Origin of the sequence: Maribacter algicola (assembly GCF_003933245.1) — a bacterium.
Classification (GTDB): Bacteria; Bacteroidota; Bacteroidia; order Flavobacteriales; family Flavobacteriaceae; genus Maribacter; species Maribacter algicola.
Genome location: NZ_QUSX01000001.1, coordinates 1,367,856 through 1,382,421, shown reverse-complemented (window position 1 = coordinate 1,382,421; position 14,566 = coordinate 1,367,856). Strand labels below are relative to the sequence as shown.

The following is a 14,566-nucleotide window of genomic DNA, read 5'->3' as shown; positions in this document are numbered from 1 at the left end:
TTCAATCACATAAAGACAGTCTAAAAGAGGGTCGTATAGAGTTGATACCCAAAAAACAAAAGTAATAATTGATAATTTTGCTGCATGGAAAATGAAACATCCAGAATACTCTATAACTACTTGTTAAAGACCGGTATCAGTGAAACGCTTGCCGCATATCTAAACCTGATTATCCTGATGGCCGCGGTACTCGTTTTGGCATGGATTCTGGACTGGGTCATTTGGAAGTTTTTAAGGGCCTTTTCCATAAGAATTGCCAGGCAATCAAAGACCAATTTCGATAATTTTTTGGTTGCCAACAGGGTGCCTAGGTACTTTGCCCATCTAGCACCTATGTTTCTCCTGTTCAAAACGGTGCCCGTCGCTTTTATCGATTTTGACTACGCCCGTGGAATCGCCATGAAAACCTTACAAGTGCTGTTAGTGCTCCTAGCGTTGTCCGTCATTAAACGGGTCTTTCGAAGTATCAATGATTACCTGAAAACAAAACCCCGTTTTAGGGACAAGCCGTTGGATAGCTACATACAGGTATTTATGATTTTTGGCTGGTCCGTAGGTATTTTGGCCATTCTGGCCATTGTGACCAACGTACAGGTCTGGAAATTCTTTACGGCCTTGGGTGCAGGGTCGGCCATAATCCTTTTGATATTCAAGGACTCCATTTTGGGTCTTGTGGCAAGTATCCAGGTAAGTGCCAACGATATGGTACGCATAGGCGATTGGATCACCTTTGATAAATATGGGGCAGACGGGGACGTAATAGAAATCAACCTAGCCACCGTCAAGGTTCAGAATTTTGACAAGACGATTACCACGATACCCACCTATGCCTTGATATCCGACTCTTTCAAAAACTGGCGGGGGATGCAGGAATCGGGCGGGAGACGTATCAAAAGAGCCTTGATAATTAGTCAAAAAAGTATTCGTTTTCTCTCCGATGAGGATGTGGAGGCGCTCAAAAAAATCCAATTGATACAACCGTATTTATCCGACAGAAACGAAAAAATAAAGGCGTTCAACATAGAAAATGGCCGAAACAAGGAACTTGCCATCAACGGCAGAAACCTCACCAACATTGGTGTCTTTCGTAAGTACGTTACGGATTATCTGGAAAACCACTCCGCCGTGAACAAGGGCATGACACTCATGGTTAGGCAATTGGCCCCTACGCCACAAGGTATTCCATTAGAAATATATGCCTTTAGTGCGGACAAACGTTGGGAAAATTATGAATACGTCATGGCCGATATCTTCGATCACTTGCTGGCGGCGCTTCCCTTTTTTGATCTAAAGGTTTTTGAATTTCCAATAGATTTTGGACAAGACGTTTAAGAATCTTAACGAATTTAAGTCCTGGCACTTCACTTGTAACACAAGATTTGTTACACAAAAAAAGCCCTAGCTTACGCTAAGACTTTTTTACCTCTATCGTGGTCCTACCTGGCTTCCCTCGACTACGCTCGGGATAAACTTCTCGCCCATGGTTCGTTCCACAAAAAAAGTCCCAGCTTACGCTAAGACTTTTTGACCACTCCGTGGTCCCACCTGGGCTCGAACCAGGGACCCCCTGATTATGAGTCAGGTGCTCTAACCAGCTGAGCTATAGGACCCGCAAATTGCGGATGCAATATTACCATTTATTTTTATATGCCACAACATTTTAAGTGGTCAATTCAACCATTTCACAAAGCCTAAAAATCTAATTGATTTCTTGACACAACTCTATCAATACCCCGTTGGTAGACTTCGGATGTACGAAGACAACCCATTTATTGTCGGCGCCCTTTTTAGGCGCATCGCCCAAAACCTGAAACCCTTCCTTTTTTAACCGCTCCATTTCAGCAATAATGTCTTCGACTTCAAAAGCGATATGGTGGATGCCCTCACCTTTTTTTGTTAGGAACTTGGCAATAGGGCCTTCTTCGTTCAACGATTCCAATAACTCTATTTTATTAGGTCCGGTTTTAAAGAAGGAGGTCCTTACCCCTTCGGAAGCGACTTCTTCCTCTTTATAGGGGCCCTCCCCCAACAATTTTTCAAACAAGACATTGGAGTCCTTCAGGTTTTTTACGGCAATCCCCAAATGTTCAATTTTTTTCATGTCAAAATGGTTTACAGGAACGAAGGATATCAACAAGATACATTATTCTGCGTATTTTTGCGGTATGGAAACACAAAGACAACGAAAGATAGCTGGGGTCATCCAAAAGGATATTGTGGCCATTTTACAAAAAGCGGCCATAGAAGGTGGGCTAAGGGGCACTTTGATTTCCGTTTCCAAGGTTTCCGTTACAACAGACCTTTCCATCGCCAAGGTATATGTGAGCATATTTCCTACTGAACAGGCCAAGGAATTGTTGGAGGGTATAAAATCCAATCAACCCTTGATCAAACATGAATTGGCCCAGCGTACCCGAAACCAATTACGCAGGGTCCCCGAGCTATTATTCTATTTGGACGACTCACTGGATTACATAGAAAAAATAGAAAAGTCCTTGAAAAGGGAAGAAAACCCTATTGAAAACAGGGACTTATTGCCTAGAAGAAAAAAATCCTGATTTTTGAACTTTCCGCTATATATCGCTAAAAGATATGTGCGCTCCAAGAGCACACAGAATGCGGTGAACATTATCAATTTCATTACTTTTTTAGTCATTGTCATCGGTTCGGCAGCGCTATTTATCGTTCTTTCAGGATTTGCGGGACTTAAAACTTTTAGTCTTTCCTTTACCAATTCCTTTGATCCAGAACTTAAGGCACAACCGGCCTTTGGGAAATTCTTTTCTATTACTCCAGACCAAGAAAATCGTTTGGCCAAAATCAATGGACTTGCCCACTATGCCAAGGAAATTGAGGAAAAAGTTTATCTGGAACACAAAGGAAAAAATCACATTGCCTATATCAAGGGCATCGACTCTAACTATACCAAGGTGGTCAATACCGATTCCATTTTATATTTGGGCGATTGGACCATTAACGATCAACAGGTGGTTTCAGGCATAGGCATTGCAAATATACTTAGTGTGACCATTAACCAATTTAGAAGCCCGATGCAGATTTACGCCTTTAAACCTGGGAAAGGGTCTCTTTCGCAGCAAGGGGTAAGTTCGCTCTATAACCGCCTACCTGTTATCATTGGTGGTGTCTATGCGGTGGAGGCCGATTTGGATAACAAATATGTATTCGCCGATCTTTCCTTAACCCAGGCCTTGCTGGAAAAAACAGAAAATGATATTTCAGGAATCAATTTTAAACTGAAAAATGATGCGGATGAGCAAGCTGTTCGTTCCGAAATAGAGGCGGTTTTGGGAGATTCAGTCATTTTGAAAAATCGGCAGGAATTGAATAGCACGCTCTACAAAATGCTGAATACCGAAAATATGGCGACCTACCTCATCTTTACGTTGGTGTTGATCATTGCCCTATTTAACGTAGTGGGGGCCATCATCATGATGATCTTGGACAAACAACAGAATTCCAAAACCTTGTACAGTTTGGGAACTACCATAAAGGAATTGCGCAACATTTATTTTGTACAGGGAATTCTGGTCACCGGATTTGGGGGGCTCATTGGTGTGTTGCTGGGGTCGCTATTGGTCTGGTCGCAAATATTCTTCGGGTGGTTGAGAATTACACCCTCCTTGGCCTATCCGGTGGAGTTCCAACTGATTAATGTCCTAATTGTGCTGGCCACTATTTTGGTGCTTGGCGTCATCGCTTCCAAGATTGCCAGTAGCAGAATCAACAAAAAGTTGATAGCTGCTTAAGCGTTCTCGAACTGATAATTCCCAAATTTTTCCAGAACTTCATCAAACGCTTCAAAAACATCCACGGCATCATCACTCGTCACCATTTTCATTCGGTATTCCTTAAAATTAGGGATGCCTTTAAAGTAATTGGTGTAGTGACGTCTAGTTTCGAAAACCCCTAATTTCTCCCCTTTCCAATCAATGGACATTTGTAAATGTCTCCTTGCGGCTTCCACACGTTCCTTAATGGTTGGGGGCGCAAGGTGTTCTCCTGTTTTAAAATAGTGTTTTACTTCCCTAAAAAACCAAGGGTAACCAATACTGGCCCTACCGATCATGGCGCCGTCCAAACCATAGTCATCGCGCATTCTAACCGCCGCTTCCGGACTATCAACATCACCATTGCCGAAAACAGGAATGTGCATTCTAGGGTTGTTCTTTACCTCGGCAATGGGTTCCCATTTGGCGTATCCCTTGTACATTTGGGCACGGGTTCGTCCGTGTATGGAAATGGCCTTGCATCCTACATCTTGGAGACGTTCGGCCACCTCAACTATTTTTATGGAATCCTCGTCCCAACCGAGTCGGGTCTTTACTGTAATGGGCAATTTAGTATGTTTCACCATGGCTTCCGTTAGGGAAACCATTAAGTCTATGTCCTTTAGAATACCCGCTCCGGCGCCCTTGGAGACCACTTTCTTGACAGGGCAGCCAAAATTGATATCGATGATATCCGGATTGGATTTTTCTACAATCTCCACGGATTGCAACATACTATCCAAATTGGCTCCAAAAATCTGTATCCCTACAGGCCGTTCCTTTTCATAGATGTCTAATTTCATGACACTTTTTGCCGCATCCCGAATCAAACCTTCCGAAGAAATGAATTCCGTAAAAACCACATCGGCGCCTTGTTCTTTGCATAAGGCACGAAAGGGTGGATCGCTCACATCCTCCATGGGGGCCAGCAATAGTGGAAAATCAGGTAGTTCTATATCGCCAATCTTGGGCATACTTCAATTTTAAGGCACAAAAATAGTAAAAAAGGGTCTTTACAAAGTATACTAATACGACCCTCCCCGTTCCGCTTTCGAGAAACACCCCTCCCTGCTAAGGGAAGGCAAATTTGAAGGATACACTCTATTCTTTCAGCCTAAAACGAAATCGTGGCTTTTATTTTCTCTCCATTCCGGTCCACAATGACTTCCGTATCATCTCCTTCCTCAAAAATGGAAAGTGCGCGCATGTAGCTCATCATATCCGTTACGGTACTGTCTCCCAACTGAATAACAACATCGCCCTTTTGGAGTCCGGCTGCGGCCGCTGGCCTATCATCGGTAACACCATCGATGCGCATGCCTTTGCCGTCAAAAAGATAATCGGGCATTACCCCTAGTGCCACTTTAAATCTTGGGGTTTCCTCGCTCTCGTTTTTTGTTTTTCTAAAAACCAGCTTAGGGTCGTCGTCTAAATCAAAAATCACGGAAAGAATGTAATCGGCTATCCATTCCATCCCCTCATAATTCAGCTTATCAAAATCGTCCGAGGGTTTGTGATAGTCCTCGTGTTGCCCTGTAAAGAAATGCAGCACGGGAATATCCTGTAAATAAAAGGAGGTGTGGTCGCTAGGCCCTACTCCGGATTCGCTCAACACCAATTTAAATCCGGGATTATTGGCGTTCAAAACCTGACCCCAAATGGGAGCCGTTCCTGTGCCACTAATTGAAAGGGTCTTATCCTCCCGCATTCTCCCTACCATATCCATATTAAGCATATAATTCGCTTTGGATAAATCAATCGTGGGATTTTTTGAAAAGAAATTACTCCCCAAAAGTCCCATTTCCTCTCCGGAAAAAGCCATAATGAGATAATTGTTTTGCGTGACCGTATCCTTGAGTTTAGCGGCTAGTTGTAACATTATGGCCACGCCACTGGCATTGTCGTCGGCCCCGTTATGAATGGCCTTTCCATCGGCGTACAATGAGCCTTCTCCCCCCATTCCCAAATGGTCGTAGTGTGCTCCAATGATTATGGTCTTTTCTGCTTGGTTATCAATATAGCCTATAACATTAGTACCAGTAATGGTGCTATCGCCGTCCACAAATTGTACTTCGGCGTGTGGGTCATTTTTCGGCTTGAAGCTAAAGGTCTGAAAATAGGTGCCCACATTTCCTTTGGGTAACAATCCGATATTCCGCATACGTTCTTCCAAATAACGGGCCGCCTCTTTTTCGTACGGAGTACCTGTTTCACGCCCTTGTAGGCTGTCGTTTGCCAAAAAGGCAACATCCTCTTGCATAGTCACATTCTTCTGGGTCTCTTGTTTACATGAGCCCATCACTATAAAAAAACCGAACAAAAATATTAGATTGCGTAGCATAGCGTTTATTTTTGACAAAAATACACATCTCCATGAGAATTCTATTTGTTTTGGGCCTTATCTACCTCATTTCCAGTTGTAAAAACGAAACAAAAAACAACACCAAGCCACAAGAAGAAACCACCACTCTAATGGCGGGTACTGATACCCTCATCTATCCTGAGGAAAAGTATTTTAAAAGTATACGGCAAATTACGTTTGGTGGGGATAATGCCGAAGCCTATTGGAGCTGGGACGATAAGCAAATGATCTTTCAGTCCAACAATGCCAATTGGGGATTAAACTGTGACCAAATGTTTTTGTTGAACGTGCAAGAGGGCATTCAGGATTCTATTCCTCCTATGGTGAGTACAGGCTATGGCCGAACTACATGCGCGTATTTTCTGCCCGATAATGAACACTTTGTATACGGTTCTACGCATTTGGCGGATAAGGAGTGTCCGGAAGTACCCCTACGGCGAAACGGTGCCTATGTATGGCCGGTGTATGATTCGTTCGACATTTTCGTTGCTGACCTAGAGGGAAATATAACCGCACAATTAACGGACGAGCCTGGCTATGATGCCGAAGCCACCGTGTCGCCCAAGGGAGATAAAATTGTCTTTACCTCCACCCGAAGTGGCGATTTGGAATTGTATACCATGAACCTGGACGGCTCCGATGTAAAACAGATTACCAATGAACTTGGGTACGATGGGGGCGCTTTTTTCTCCCCAGACGGCACAAAACTCATTTTTAGGGCATCCAGACCCAAAACCCCTGAAGCCATTAAAAAATATAAGGACCTACTGGCAGAAGGTTTGGTAGAACCCACAGATATGGAACTCTTTATCTGTAATGCCGATGGAAGCGATTTGAAACAACTTACCTTTTTGGGCAATGCCAACTGGAGTCCGTTTTTTCACCCCTCGGGAAAGAAGGTATTGTTCTCCAGTAACTTTGAGGCCGAAAAAGGATTTCCCTTTAACCTGTACTTTATTGATATTGACGGCAAAAATTTGGAACGCGTAACGCATGGTGAAACCTTTGACGCCTTCCCGGTTTTTTCCAATGATGGCAAATACTTGGCTTTTTCCAGTAATCGCAACAATGGAGGTACACGGGATACCAACCTGTTCATTGCGGAGTGGCAGGAGTAGTTTCTGATAATCCTAAAAATGACCATCCCATTTGAGCCCGTTGTTTTTGGTATAAAGCTAAATATACACCTCATACTGGAGTATGTAGCCTTCTTTGTAGGGTTTAGGTACTACCTTTTTCTTCGGAAAAATTCCACGGACACCATATCTTCAAACAACCGGCTATCCATTATTATTGGAGCTGTTTTTGGCGCCCTGTTTTTTTCAAGATTGATTGCCTTTTTAGAAAGCCCTATGTTACATTGGGAGCAGGGTTGGTTGGCCATTTTAAACAATAAGACTATCATGGGTGGCTTGTTCGGTGGGTTGTTGGGCGTAGAATTCGCAAAAAAGATTATTGGGGAGCAACAATCTTCCGGGAATTTATTCACCCTTCCCATTATTTTAGGCATTATTATAGGTAGAACGGGATGTTTCCTAGTGGGTATGAAGGAGTTTACCTATGGAAAAACTACCCACTTTTTCTTGGGGATGGATTTAGGCGATGGTTTGGATCGTCACCCCATAGCACTTTATGAAATCTTGTTTTTGATCTTGCTTTTCGCAGGCATCAAAAAGCTAAAGCACAGTCCAGTTTCCCTGGAGAACGGATCTTTGTTTAAGGTGTTCATGGTAAGTTATTTTGGATTCCGATTTTTAGTCGAATTTCTTAAACCTAATAGTTTTTATATTCTAGGCCTCAGCAGCATTCAGATTTTATGTTTACTTTGTTTGCTTTATTATCACCAATTTATCCGTCAAGGAATATCCTATGCCCGAAAAAAACTACACCTACTATGATTTTACGCTAAGCCTTTGCCCGGATTGTCTTAGAAGGGTGGATGCCAAAATCATATTTGAAAACGAAAAGGTGTATATGCTAAAGAACTGTCCGGAACACGGGCGTTCAAAAGTCTTGATTGCGGACGACATCGAATACTACAAAAACATCCGTAACTATAATAAAGCCTCCGAATATCCAAAAACCTTCAATACCAAAACCCATTATGGTTGCCCCTATGATTGCGGTCTTTGTCCCGATCATGAACAGCATTCCTGCCTTACGGTGGTCGAATTAACAGACCGCTGCAACCTTACCTGCCCTACCTGTTATGCCGGTTCTTCGCCAACATATGGAAGGCATAGAACCTTGGAAGAGGTAAAAACCATGCTGGATGTTATCGTAAAAAACGAGGGAGAGCCGGATGTGGTGCAGCTTAGCGGTGGCGAACCTACCTTACATCCTCAGTTTTTTGAAATTTTGGATTATGCCAAAACTTTGCCTATCCGTCATTTGATGATCAACACGAACGGCATTAAAATCGCGAAGGATTTTGAATTTGCTGAGCGCTTGGCAACCTATATGCCAGATTTTGAAATTTACCTACAGTTCGATTCCTTGGACAATCACGTTTTACAAACTTTAAGAGGGGCAGACCTGGCCGAAATCCGTCTACAAGCCTTGCAACATTTAAACCAATTAAATCTTTCCACTACCTTGGTCGTGACCCTACAAAAGGGATTGAACGACCACGAGATGGGAAAGACCATAGATTTTGCCCTACAACAAAAATGTGTGCGCGGGGTCACCTTTCAACCTACTCAGATAGCGGGGCGTTTGGAAAATTTTGAAGTGGAGGAAAATAGGATCACCCTTACAGAGGTACGGAGAAAGATTTTGGAACAATCCCCTATATTTGAACCGGATGACCTTATTCCTGTCCCTTGTAACCCAGATGCCCTGGTCATGGCCTATGCCTTAAAATTAGGAAATGAAGTTAGTCCGTTAACACGCTACATCAACCCGGATGATTTGCTAAACGAAGGAAAAAATACCATCATCTATGAACAGGATGAACAACTGCATGGCAAAATGATCGAGCTTTTTAGTACGGGAAATTCCGTGGAAAAAGCATCGGAAAACCTAAAAAGTATCATGTGCTGTCTTCCTGAAATAGACGCCCCTGAACTTGGATATGACAACCTTTTCCGTATCATTATCATGCAATTTATAGATGCCTATAACTTTGATGTAAGGGCCATAAAAAAATCCTGCGTGCATATTGTGAACAAGGACAACAAAATCATTCCCTTTGAGACGATGAATCTTTTTTACAGGGATGACAAAATAAATAGATTACAAAAACTACAAAAAGAAACACTATGAGCTCATTTCCTCTAGAAGTTGGCAATTTGGATGGCTTGTTCGTATTTATATTCCTCATCATGTTCGGTCCTGCGATACTGTTGGGCATCATTGGCGCTGTTTTAATGGCGAAAAACAAAAAGAAGGGAGGTAAGATCTTTATGATTCTGGCAGGGGTCTATTTGCTGATAAGCCTAGGGGTTTGCGGAACCATGATGATGGGAGTCTAATTCAAATCCTGTCTCCCTCGTCCGTACTTTTTCGCTTTTTATTGTCCCGTATCCTATTGTTCCCAAACCTATACCGAAACCCTATGTAAAACAGTCTCGTCTCCCTTCTGGAAAAGGTACTGTTGTCCTGGTTCAAGTAATTACGGGTGTAGAAGAAATTGCCATCGTTGAAGACATCATCAAAGGAAAAGGACAGTGCCGCCTTACGTTGCCAAAATGTCTTGCTAAGGGAAATGATAAGTTGACTGGTGGATGCCCTTCTGGAATTGCCCAATACCATTGGTGAGGAATATCTATAAAGTAGGTCCGCATACATTGAACGGTCCTTTAAAAGGGTAAAATAATTATTAAAGCGCACGTTGCCGGTCCATAATCCATTACTCAAAATTGCTCCGCTATCGATATCCCTAAAACTATTTTGTTTATTGTAACAAGTAAGCAAAAGATAGGTGTCCCAAAACCTAGTCCAGCTTTTGTTAAATCTGAATTCCGCGCCGTAGGTTATGTTCGACTCCAAATTGACGCTTAAGAAACGAAGTAGATTGCTTTCATTATCCTGCACCACCTGTTCAAAGAAGTCATTGCTATCTTCAAAATAATACACTTCCAATGAATAATCCTTTCCAATACCATACTCCAGGGATACATAATTCCTGATAGCGGGTCTTAGGTTTGGGTTGCCCTCTACGACCGTATTGTTGCTCTGGAAAAATTGGAATGGGTTTAAATCACTATATCTAGGCCGCGTAATCCTTCTGTAGTAACGCAATGCCAGATTGTGCTTGTTCTTGAATTCATGTCGGGCGGATAATGAGGGGAAAAGTTCCAAATAGGAATTTTTGATCGGGTCATTGGCCGTATCAAGGTCTCCTATGGTTTCAGTATACTCGGAACGAAGCCCCATGTTCAATTGCCAATTTTCCCAAGAATTATTAAGACTTGCGTACCCTGCCATAATTTGCTCGTCATAATCAAAAATACCTTCCTCCGTAGGGCTAATTCCTGGTTGGGTCCTGTCGAACCCTTCTTGGCTGATGGCAGATTGGGAGTTTATTCCGGAATACCGCAGACCTGCTTCCAATATGGATAATTTTTTTATCGGGTTGGTATAATCGACCTGGGCACTATAGATGGACGTTTTTTGGCTGGATTGTGTGGTAAAATCATTATCTCCCGTTGTGATTCCATCACTGTCAAAGAAATCGGTGTCCAGATCTTGACCCCTGTTATACTGATAAAAAGTGTAATTGGTAGCCACGGAAATACTTTCGCCCTTCTTATCGAATTTATGGGACCAGTCCAGATAGTATGCTGAATTTAGGGCATCGAACTCGGAATCGTTTGCCGTTAGAAAACTGGACTGTACATCTCCCGATGTGTCTTCAATTAGGGTTTCAGAATCAATAAACCTGTTGGCGGGAGTTGTAAAGGAATTGATTGTAGAAAAACTTAGGCTGTTTTTGTCATTGATCTGATAATCAAAAAAACCGCTGACATTATGCTGATTGCTCCTGGTAATGGTCCTTTGTTCCGTCGTCCACACCTCATTGATCGTTCCGGAATCAAAAAAATTGGTGATGTCCGTAAACCTTCTCAAATCCTTGCTTTTTCTAAAACTATAGGAAAGTGAAAAATCCGTTTTCTTGCCCTTGAAAAAGTGGTCCGTCCCGATCATATGCTTGGGGAAAACCGCCTGTGTATATCTGTTATAAATAGACCCATTATACCCAGCGATGAGGTTCTTCTTCATTTTTATATCCAATAGAAGTCCGCCCTCGGCACTGTATTTGGCCGGGGGATTTAAAATTACCTCCACAGATTCCACATTGTCACCGGAACTACCCGAAAGCAGGTTGACGATGTCGGCTTGGGGAATGTTCACCAATCTACCGTTGATCATTACCCCAATATTGGAACTTCCCTTAATATTGATTTTGTCGTTGACGATAATGACCCCTGGGGTCTGTTTTAGAATGTCCCAAATGTTTCCTTGGGACAAGGAGGTATTTTCTACGTTAAAAATGAGTCGGTCCGCCAACTGCTCTATGGTTGGCTTTTTATAGGTCACTTCCACCTCATCCAATTGGGTCTCCGTTTGAAGAATGATTAAATCCGTCAAGGACATATCCGAAGCGACTTCCAAAGGGCGTATATCACTCGAGGTATCCAAATAACTAGCGGATATTAGGTAGGTTCCAGCTTTTACATTGACAAGTGTGTACCGTCCCTCTTCATCGGTGGTAGTTCCTTTGACCAATACGGAATCCTGATTCTTTAAAAGGACGTTTGCAAAGACCAAGGCGTCCCCATTTTGGTCCTTTACGCTACCCGATACTTCAAATTCTTGGCCATTTATGGATATGGAAATCAAAAAAATAAAGAAAAGGAATGGTAAGGCTGGCTTCATTGGCTAATGGTAGTCGCCCGCTAATATAAAAAGTTATTCGGAATTATCTTACAACGTAAATTTCTTTGTAAGAATATTGTATAAACAGTCGGTATTGGTACTTATTCGGAGCCAATGCGGTCCCTTTCCGCTTTTTCTAATTGACGTTTGTTGTCCTCCAATCTGAAATTACCAAAATTATAGGTGAAGGAAAGTCTCACGTTTTGTAGTTCCTCAAACGGACTATAGGAATTGTCCTGGTTTAAGTATCTTGACGTATAAGAGGGATTTGCTTTGCCCAAAATATCGTTGAAGTTGAGGCTTATCTCTGCCCTTTTATTCCATAAGGACTTTTGGAGGCCCATGGTCAGGTTGGTAGTTTCTGTCATATCAAATGATGCCAACAAAAACCCCGATAGATACGCCAAACCAAACTCTCCCTTAAAAGTACCATCCTTTGAGAGGGTCAAATAATTGGTAATATCTATATAGTAGCCGTTAATTGAATTGGTCGCGGAAAATGCGTCGCTTTCCAGGGCCAAAAAGGTCTCTTCCTCATGAAAAATGGAAATATAGCTGTAGAGGTACCAGTTGTTGGTGATGGATTTTCCGTAATTAAAGTCGAAACCGTACGAGGTGCTTTTTAAGGCATTCATCGTTACGTCCCTTAGGATTTGGTTTTCATTATCCTGAAAAGTATATAGGGATATGAAATTACCGTTATCCCTGTAATAAAAATCAAAGAAAAACTCTTGGTTCAACGTATAGTTCAAGTTGAAATTATTACTGAAATGAGGAACTAGGTTTGGATTCCCCTCTGCAAAGACATTTTCATTTATAAATGTTCTAAAGGGATTTAAATCTTCGTACCTAGGTCTTTTTAATTTTCTGGAATAATCAAAGGCCAAGCTATGGTTTTCATTGATAGTATATAATACGTACAAAGACGGAAAAAGCTCAAAATACTCAAGATCATTAACCGTTGAAAGTGCCAAGGAATTTCCAGAACTTTGGGTGTGTTCCGCCCTAAGACCCGCTTTAATACTCCATTTTTCCCAATCCTTGGAAGCACTTATGTAGGCAGCATACACATTTTCATCATACAGATAATTGTCAGACAGTCCTGGCACGAAAACACGCCCGTTGTTCTCCGTGAAAAACTGTAATCGACTATCCGAATTTATCAAGGAAGCCTTTGCCCCTGTTTCAAAACTTACGCTACCAAAGAGCTTACTGTAGTCTACTTGGGCGGTTATGATTTCGATATCCTGAACGGCATCCGTAAAGAAGCTGTAATTTCGGATGAAATCACCGGTAGGTAGGAAATAGTTGGAGCTGGCACTTTGCGTTCGGTTTAAGTCAAAGGCAGTGTAATGGCCATTGACCATTAAGTTCCCGTTTTCAAACGTGTGCTTATAGGTTATATCCCCGGAAATGTTGTTCTTCCTCTCGTCCAAAAAACTGGCCGTCGTAAAAGTCGAATCCAAAATACCAATACCGTTGGTAATAACGGTGTTTTGAAAGTTGTCGTACTCCCTTTTTGGGGAAAGCTGCATGTTGGAAGTTAGGTTGATTTCGTTTCGGTCATTAATGGTATAATCTACCGTTATTCCCCCAATATGCGTTTCAAATCTGTTGGTCTTGTCAAAATCTGTATCCCATCGTGAAAAAATACCCGTATCGTCTATAAAGTTGGTCCTGTTCCGTGAGTTCTTAAAGTCCTTTCTAGGAGCGTAGGCATAGGAAGCGTTGATATTGAGTTTATCTGTCTTGTAGAAATGGGAAGTGCCAAAATTATATTTAGGAAAGATGCCCTGGGTATAGTTCGTACTGATGTTGCCTTTGTAACCTAAGGAAATGTTCTTGTTTGTAATGATGTTCAAAACGGCCCCGCCCTCCGCATCATACTTGGCAGGAGGATTATTGATGACCTCAACGGATTTTATGTTCTGGCCTTGATAATTTTCTAATAGGTTTCTCACCTCCGACGGGGATAATTGGACTTTTCTGTCGTTAATGTATACTACAGCGGGCTGGTTACGGATTTGAAGCTCGTCCTGCATTAGAATAACACCGGGTGTTTGTTTTAGGATGTCCCAGGAAGTGCTTTGTGACAATACCGTGTTTTCTACATTAAAAACCAGTCTGTCCACTTTACGCTCCACCTTGGGCCTTGTGGACAATACAACTACTTCGTCCAGTTGCTCCGCCTGTTCTGGAATGATCAAAGCCCCAATTTTGATATCTGACCGAATGTCCAAGGGGAGTCCTTGAGAGGTTTTTCCAATATAGGAACATTGAACAATGTAAAGCCCGGGGTCGATATCCACAATTAAAAAAATACCCAGTTCATCTGCCGACGTACCTTTGACCATAACCGAATCTGTAGCCTGTAATAAAAAAACCGAAGCAAAGGGGATGGTTTCGCCTAGCTCGTCCCTTACCGTTCCCGTAAGTTGATAGGATTGGCTATGCGCTATTTGGCAATACCCTAGGAAAGCTAGGAAAAATAGCAGTAGTGGTCTCACGTTTAGTTTGGGTTGAACACCAAAACTAA

At 42.3% G+C, this 14,566-nt stretch carries 12 protein-coding genes and 1 tRNA gene; 7 read left to right on the top strand and 6 right to left on the bottom strand.

Features of this window, described 5'->3' with window-relative positions; all coding sequences use genetic code 11:
* Positions 1 to 84 precede the first annotated feature (84 nt).
* Complete coding sequence (locus DZC72_RS05770; protein WP_125221906.1) at positions 85 to 1,332, top strand: mechanosensitive ion channel family protein; 1,248 nt, start codon at positions 85 to 87, stop codon at positions 1,330 to 1,332.
* Between the two features lie 204 nt (positions 1,333 to 1,536).
* On the opposite strand, the gene DZC72_RS05765 is transcribed toward DZC72_RS05770, so the two are convergent.
* Positions 1,537 to 1,610 (bottom strand) — tRNA-Ile (locus DZC72_RS05765).
* A gap of 89 nt (positions 1,611 to 1,699) precedes the next feature.
* Entirely contained in the window at positions 1,700 to 2,101 is a 402-nt protein-coding gene (gene mce / locus DZC72_RS05760; RefSeq protein ID WP_125221905.1) for a methylmalonyl-CoA epimerase, read from the bottom strand.
* 64 nt (positions 2,102 to 2,165) lie between these two features.
* On the opposite strand from mce, the gene rbfA reads away from it, so the two are divergent.
* A complete protein-coding gene (gene rbfA / locus DZC72_RS05755; RefSeq protein ID WP_099542923.1) occupies positions 2,166 to 2,558 on the top strand; it encodes a 30S ribosome-binding factor RbfA in 393 nt (130 codons plus the stop codon).
* A gap of 3 nt (positions 2,559 to 2,561) precedes the next feature.
* Positions 2,562 to 3,767 carry an ABC transporter permease gene (locus tag DZC72_RS05750; RefSeq protein WP_125221904.1) on the top strand — a complete coding sequence of 402 codons (1,206 nt, stop codon included), beginning with the start codon at positions 2,562 to 2,564 and terminating at the stop codon, positions 3,765 to 3,767.
* On the opposite strand, the gene dusB is transcribed toward DZC72_RS05750, so the two are convergent.
* Positions 3,764 to 4,762 (bottom strand): tRNA dihydrouridine synthase DusB, encoded by a 999-nt coding sequence (gene dusB / locus DZC72_RS05745; protein WP_125221903.1) that lies wholly within the window; start codon positions 4,760 to 4,762, stop codon positions 3,764 to 3,766. The genes DZC72_RS05750 and dusB overlap by 4 nt on opposite strands.
* A 140-nt stretch (positions 4,763 to 4,902) precedes the next feature.
* Positions 4,903 to 6,129: a M28 family peptidase gene (locus DZC72_RS05740; RefSeq protein WP_125221902.1), complete on the bottom strand. Its 1,227-nt coding sequence runs from the start codon at positions 6,127 to 6,129 to the stop codon at positions 4,903 to 4,905.
* A 32-nt stretch (positions 6,130 to 6,161) separates the two neighbouring features.
* Here DZC72_RS05740 and DZC72_RS05735 point away from each other — a divergent pair, with 32 nt between their 5' ends.
* From DZC72_RS05735 to DZC72_RS05720, 4 genes are read left to right on the top strand one after another with little or no spacing between them, the layout of a single operon-like run.
* Complete coding sequence (locus DZC72_RS05735; protein WP_125221901.1) at positions 6,162 to 7,268, top strand: TolB family protein; 1,107 nt, start codon at positions 6,162 to 6,164, stop codon at positions 7,266 to 7,268.
* An 18-nt stretch (positions 7,269 to 7,286) separates the two neighbouring features.
* Positions 7,287 to 8,048 carry a prolipoprotein diacylglyceryl transferase family protein gene (locus DZC72_RS05730; RefSeq protein WP_125221900.1) on the top strand — a complete coding sequence of 254 codons (762 nt, stop codon included), beginning with the start codon at positions 7,287 to 7,289 and terminating at the stop codon, positions 8,046 to 8,048.
* Positions 8,020 to 9,414, top strand: coding sequence for a radical SAM protein (locus tag DZC72_RS05725; RefSeq protein WP_125221899.1), 1,395 nt, complete (start codon positions 8,020 to 8,022; stop codon positions 9,412 to 9,414). The genes DZC72_RS05730 and DZC72_RS05725 overlap by 29 nt, the downstream gene beginning before the upstream one ends.
* Positions 9,411 to 9,623: a hypothetical protein gene (locus tag DZC72_RS05720; protein ID WP_125221898.1), complete on the top strand. Its 213-nt coding sequence runs from the start codon at positions 9,411 to 9,413 to the stop codon at positions 9,621 to 9,623. The genes DZC72_RS05725 and DZC72_RS05720 overlap by 4 nt, the downstream gene beginning before the upstream one ends.
* Position 9,624: 1 nt before the next feature.
* Here the strand turns inward: DZC72_RS05720 and DZC72_RS05715 are convergent, their stop codons facing one another.
* Together DZC72_RS05715 and DZC72_RS05710 are read right to left on the bottom strand one after the other, a co-directional pair.
* On the bottom strand, positions 9,625 to 12,030 hold the full coding sequence (locus DZC72_RS05715; protein ID WP_125221897.1) for a TonB-dependent receptor: 2,406 nt from the start codon (positions 12,028 to 12,030) through the stop codon (positions 9,625 to 9,627).
* 101 nt (positions 12,031 to 12,131) lie between these two features.
* Complete coding sequence (locus DZC72_RS05710; protein WP_125221896.1) at positions 12,132 to 14,537, bottom strand: outer membrane beta-barrel family protein; 2,406 nt, start codon at positions 14,535 to 14,537, stop codon at positions 12,132 to 12,134.
* Between the last annotated feature and the right edge of the window lie 29 nt (positions 14,538 to 14,566).

What these genes read in the sequence shown, in the direction of transcription:
- DZC72_RS05770 (WP_125221906.1), top strand. Translation starts at nt 85, where the DNA reads ATGGAAAATGAAACATCCAGAATACTCTATAACTACTTGTTAAAGACC.
- mce (WP_125221905.1), bottom strand. Translation starts at nt 2,101, where the DNA reads ATGAAAAAAATTGAACATTTGGGGATTGCCGTAAAAAACCTGAAGGAC.
- rbfA (WP_099542923.1), top strand. Translation starts at nt 2,166, where the DNA reads ATGGAAACACAAAGACAACGAAAGATAGCTGGGGTCATCCAAAAGGAT.
- dusB (WP_125221903.1), bottom strand. Translation starts at nt 4,762, where the DNA reads ATGCCCAAGATTGGCGATATAGAACTACCTGATTTTCCACTATTGCTG.
- DZC72_RS05740 (WP_125221902.1), bottom strand. Translation starts at nt 6,129, where the DNA reads ATGCTACGCAATCTAATATTTTTGTTCGGTTTTTTTATAGTGATGGGC.
- DZC72_RS05735 (WP_125221901.1), top strand. Translation starts at nt 6,162, where the DNA reads ATGAGAATTCTATTTGTTTTGGGCCTTATCTACCTCATTTCCAGTTGT.
- DZC72_RS05730 (WP_125221900.1), top strand. Translation starts at nt 7,287, where the DNA reads ATGACCATCCCATTTGAGCCCGTTGTTTTTGGTATAAAGCTAAATATA.
- DZC72_RS05725 (WP_125221899.1), top strand. Translation starts at nt 8,020, where the DNA reads ATGCCCGAAAAAAACTACACCTACTATGATTTTACGCTAAGCCTTTGC.
- DZC72_RS05720 (WP_125221898.1), top strand. Translation starts at nt 9,411, where the DNA reads ATGAGCTCATTTCCTCTAGAAGTTGGCAATTTGGATGGCTTGTTCGTA.
- DZC72_RS05715 (WP_125221897.1), bottom strand. Translation starts at nt 12,030, where the DNA reads ATGAAGCCAGCCTTACCATTCCTTTTCTTTATTTTTTTGATTTCCATA.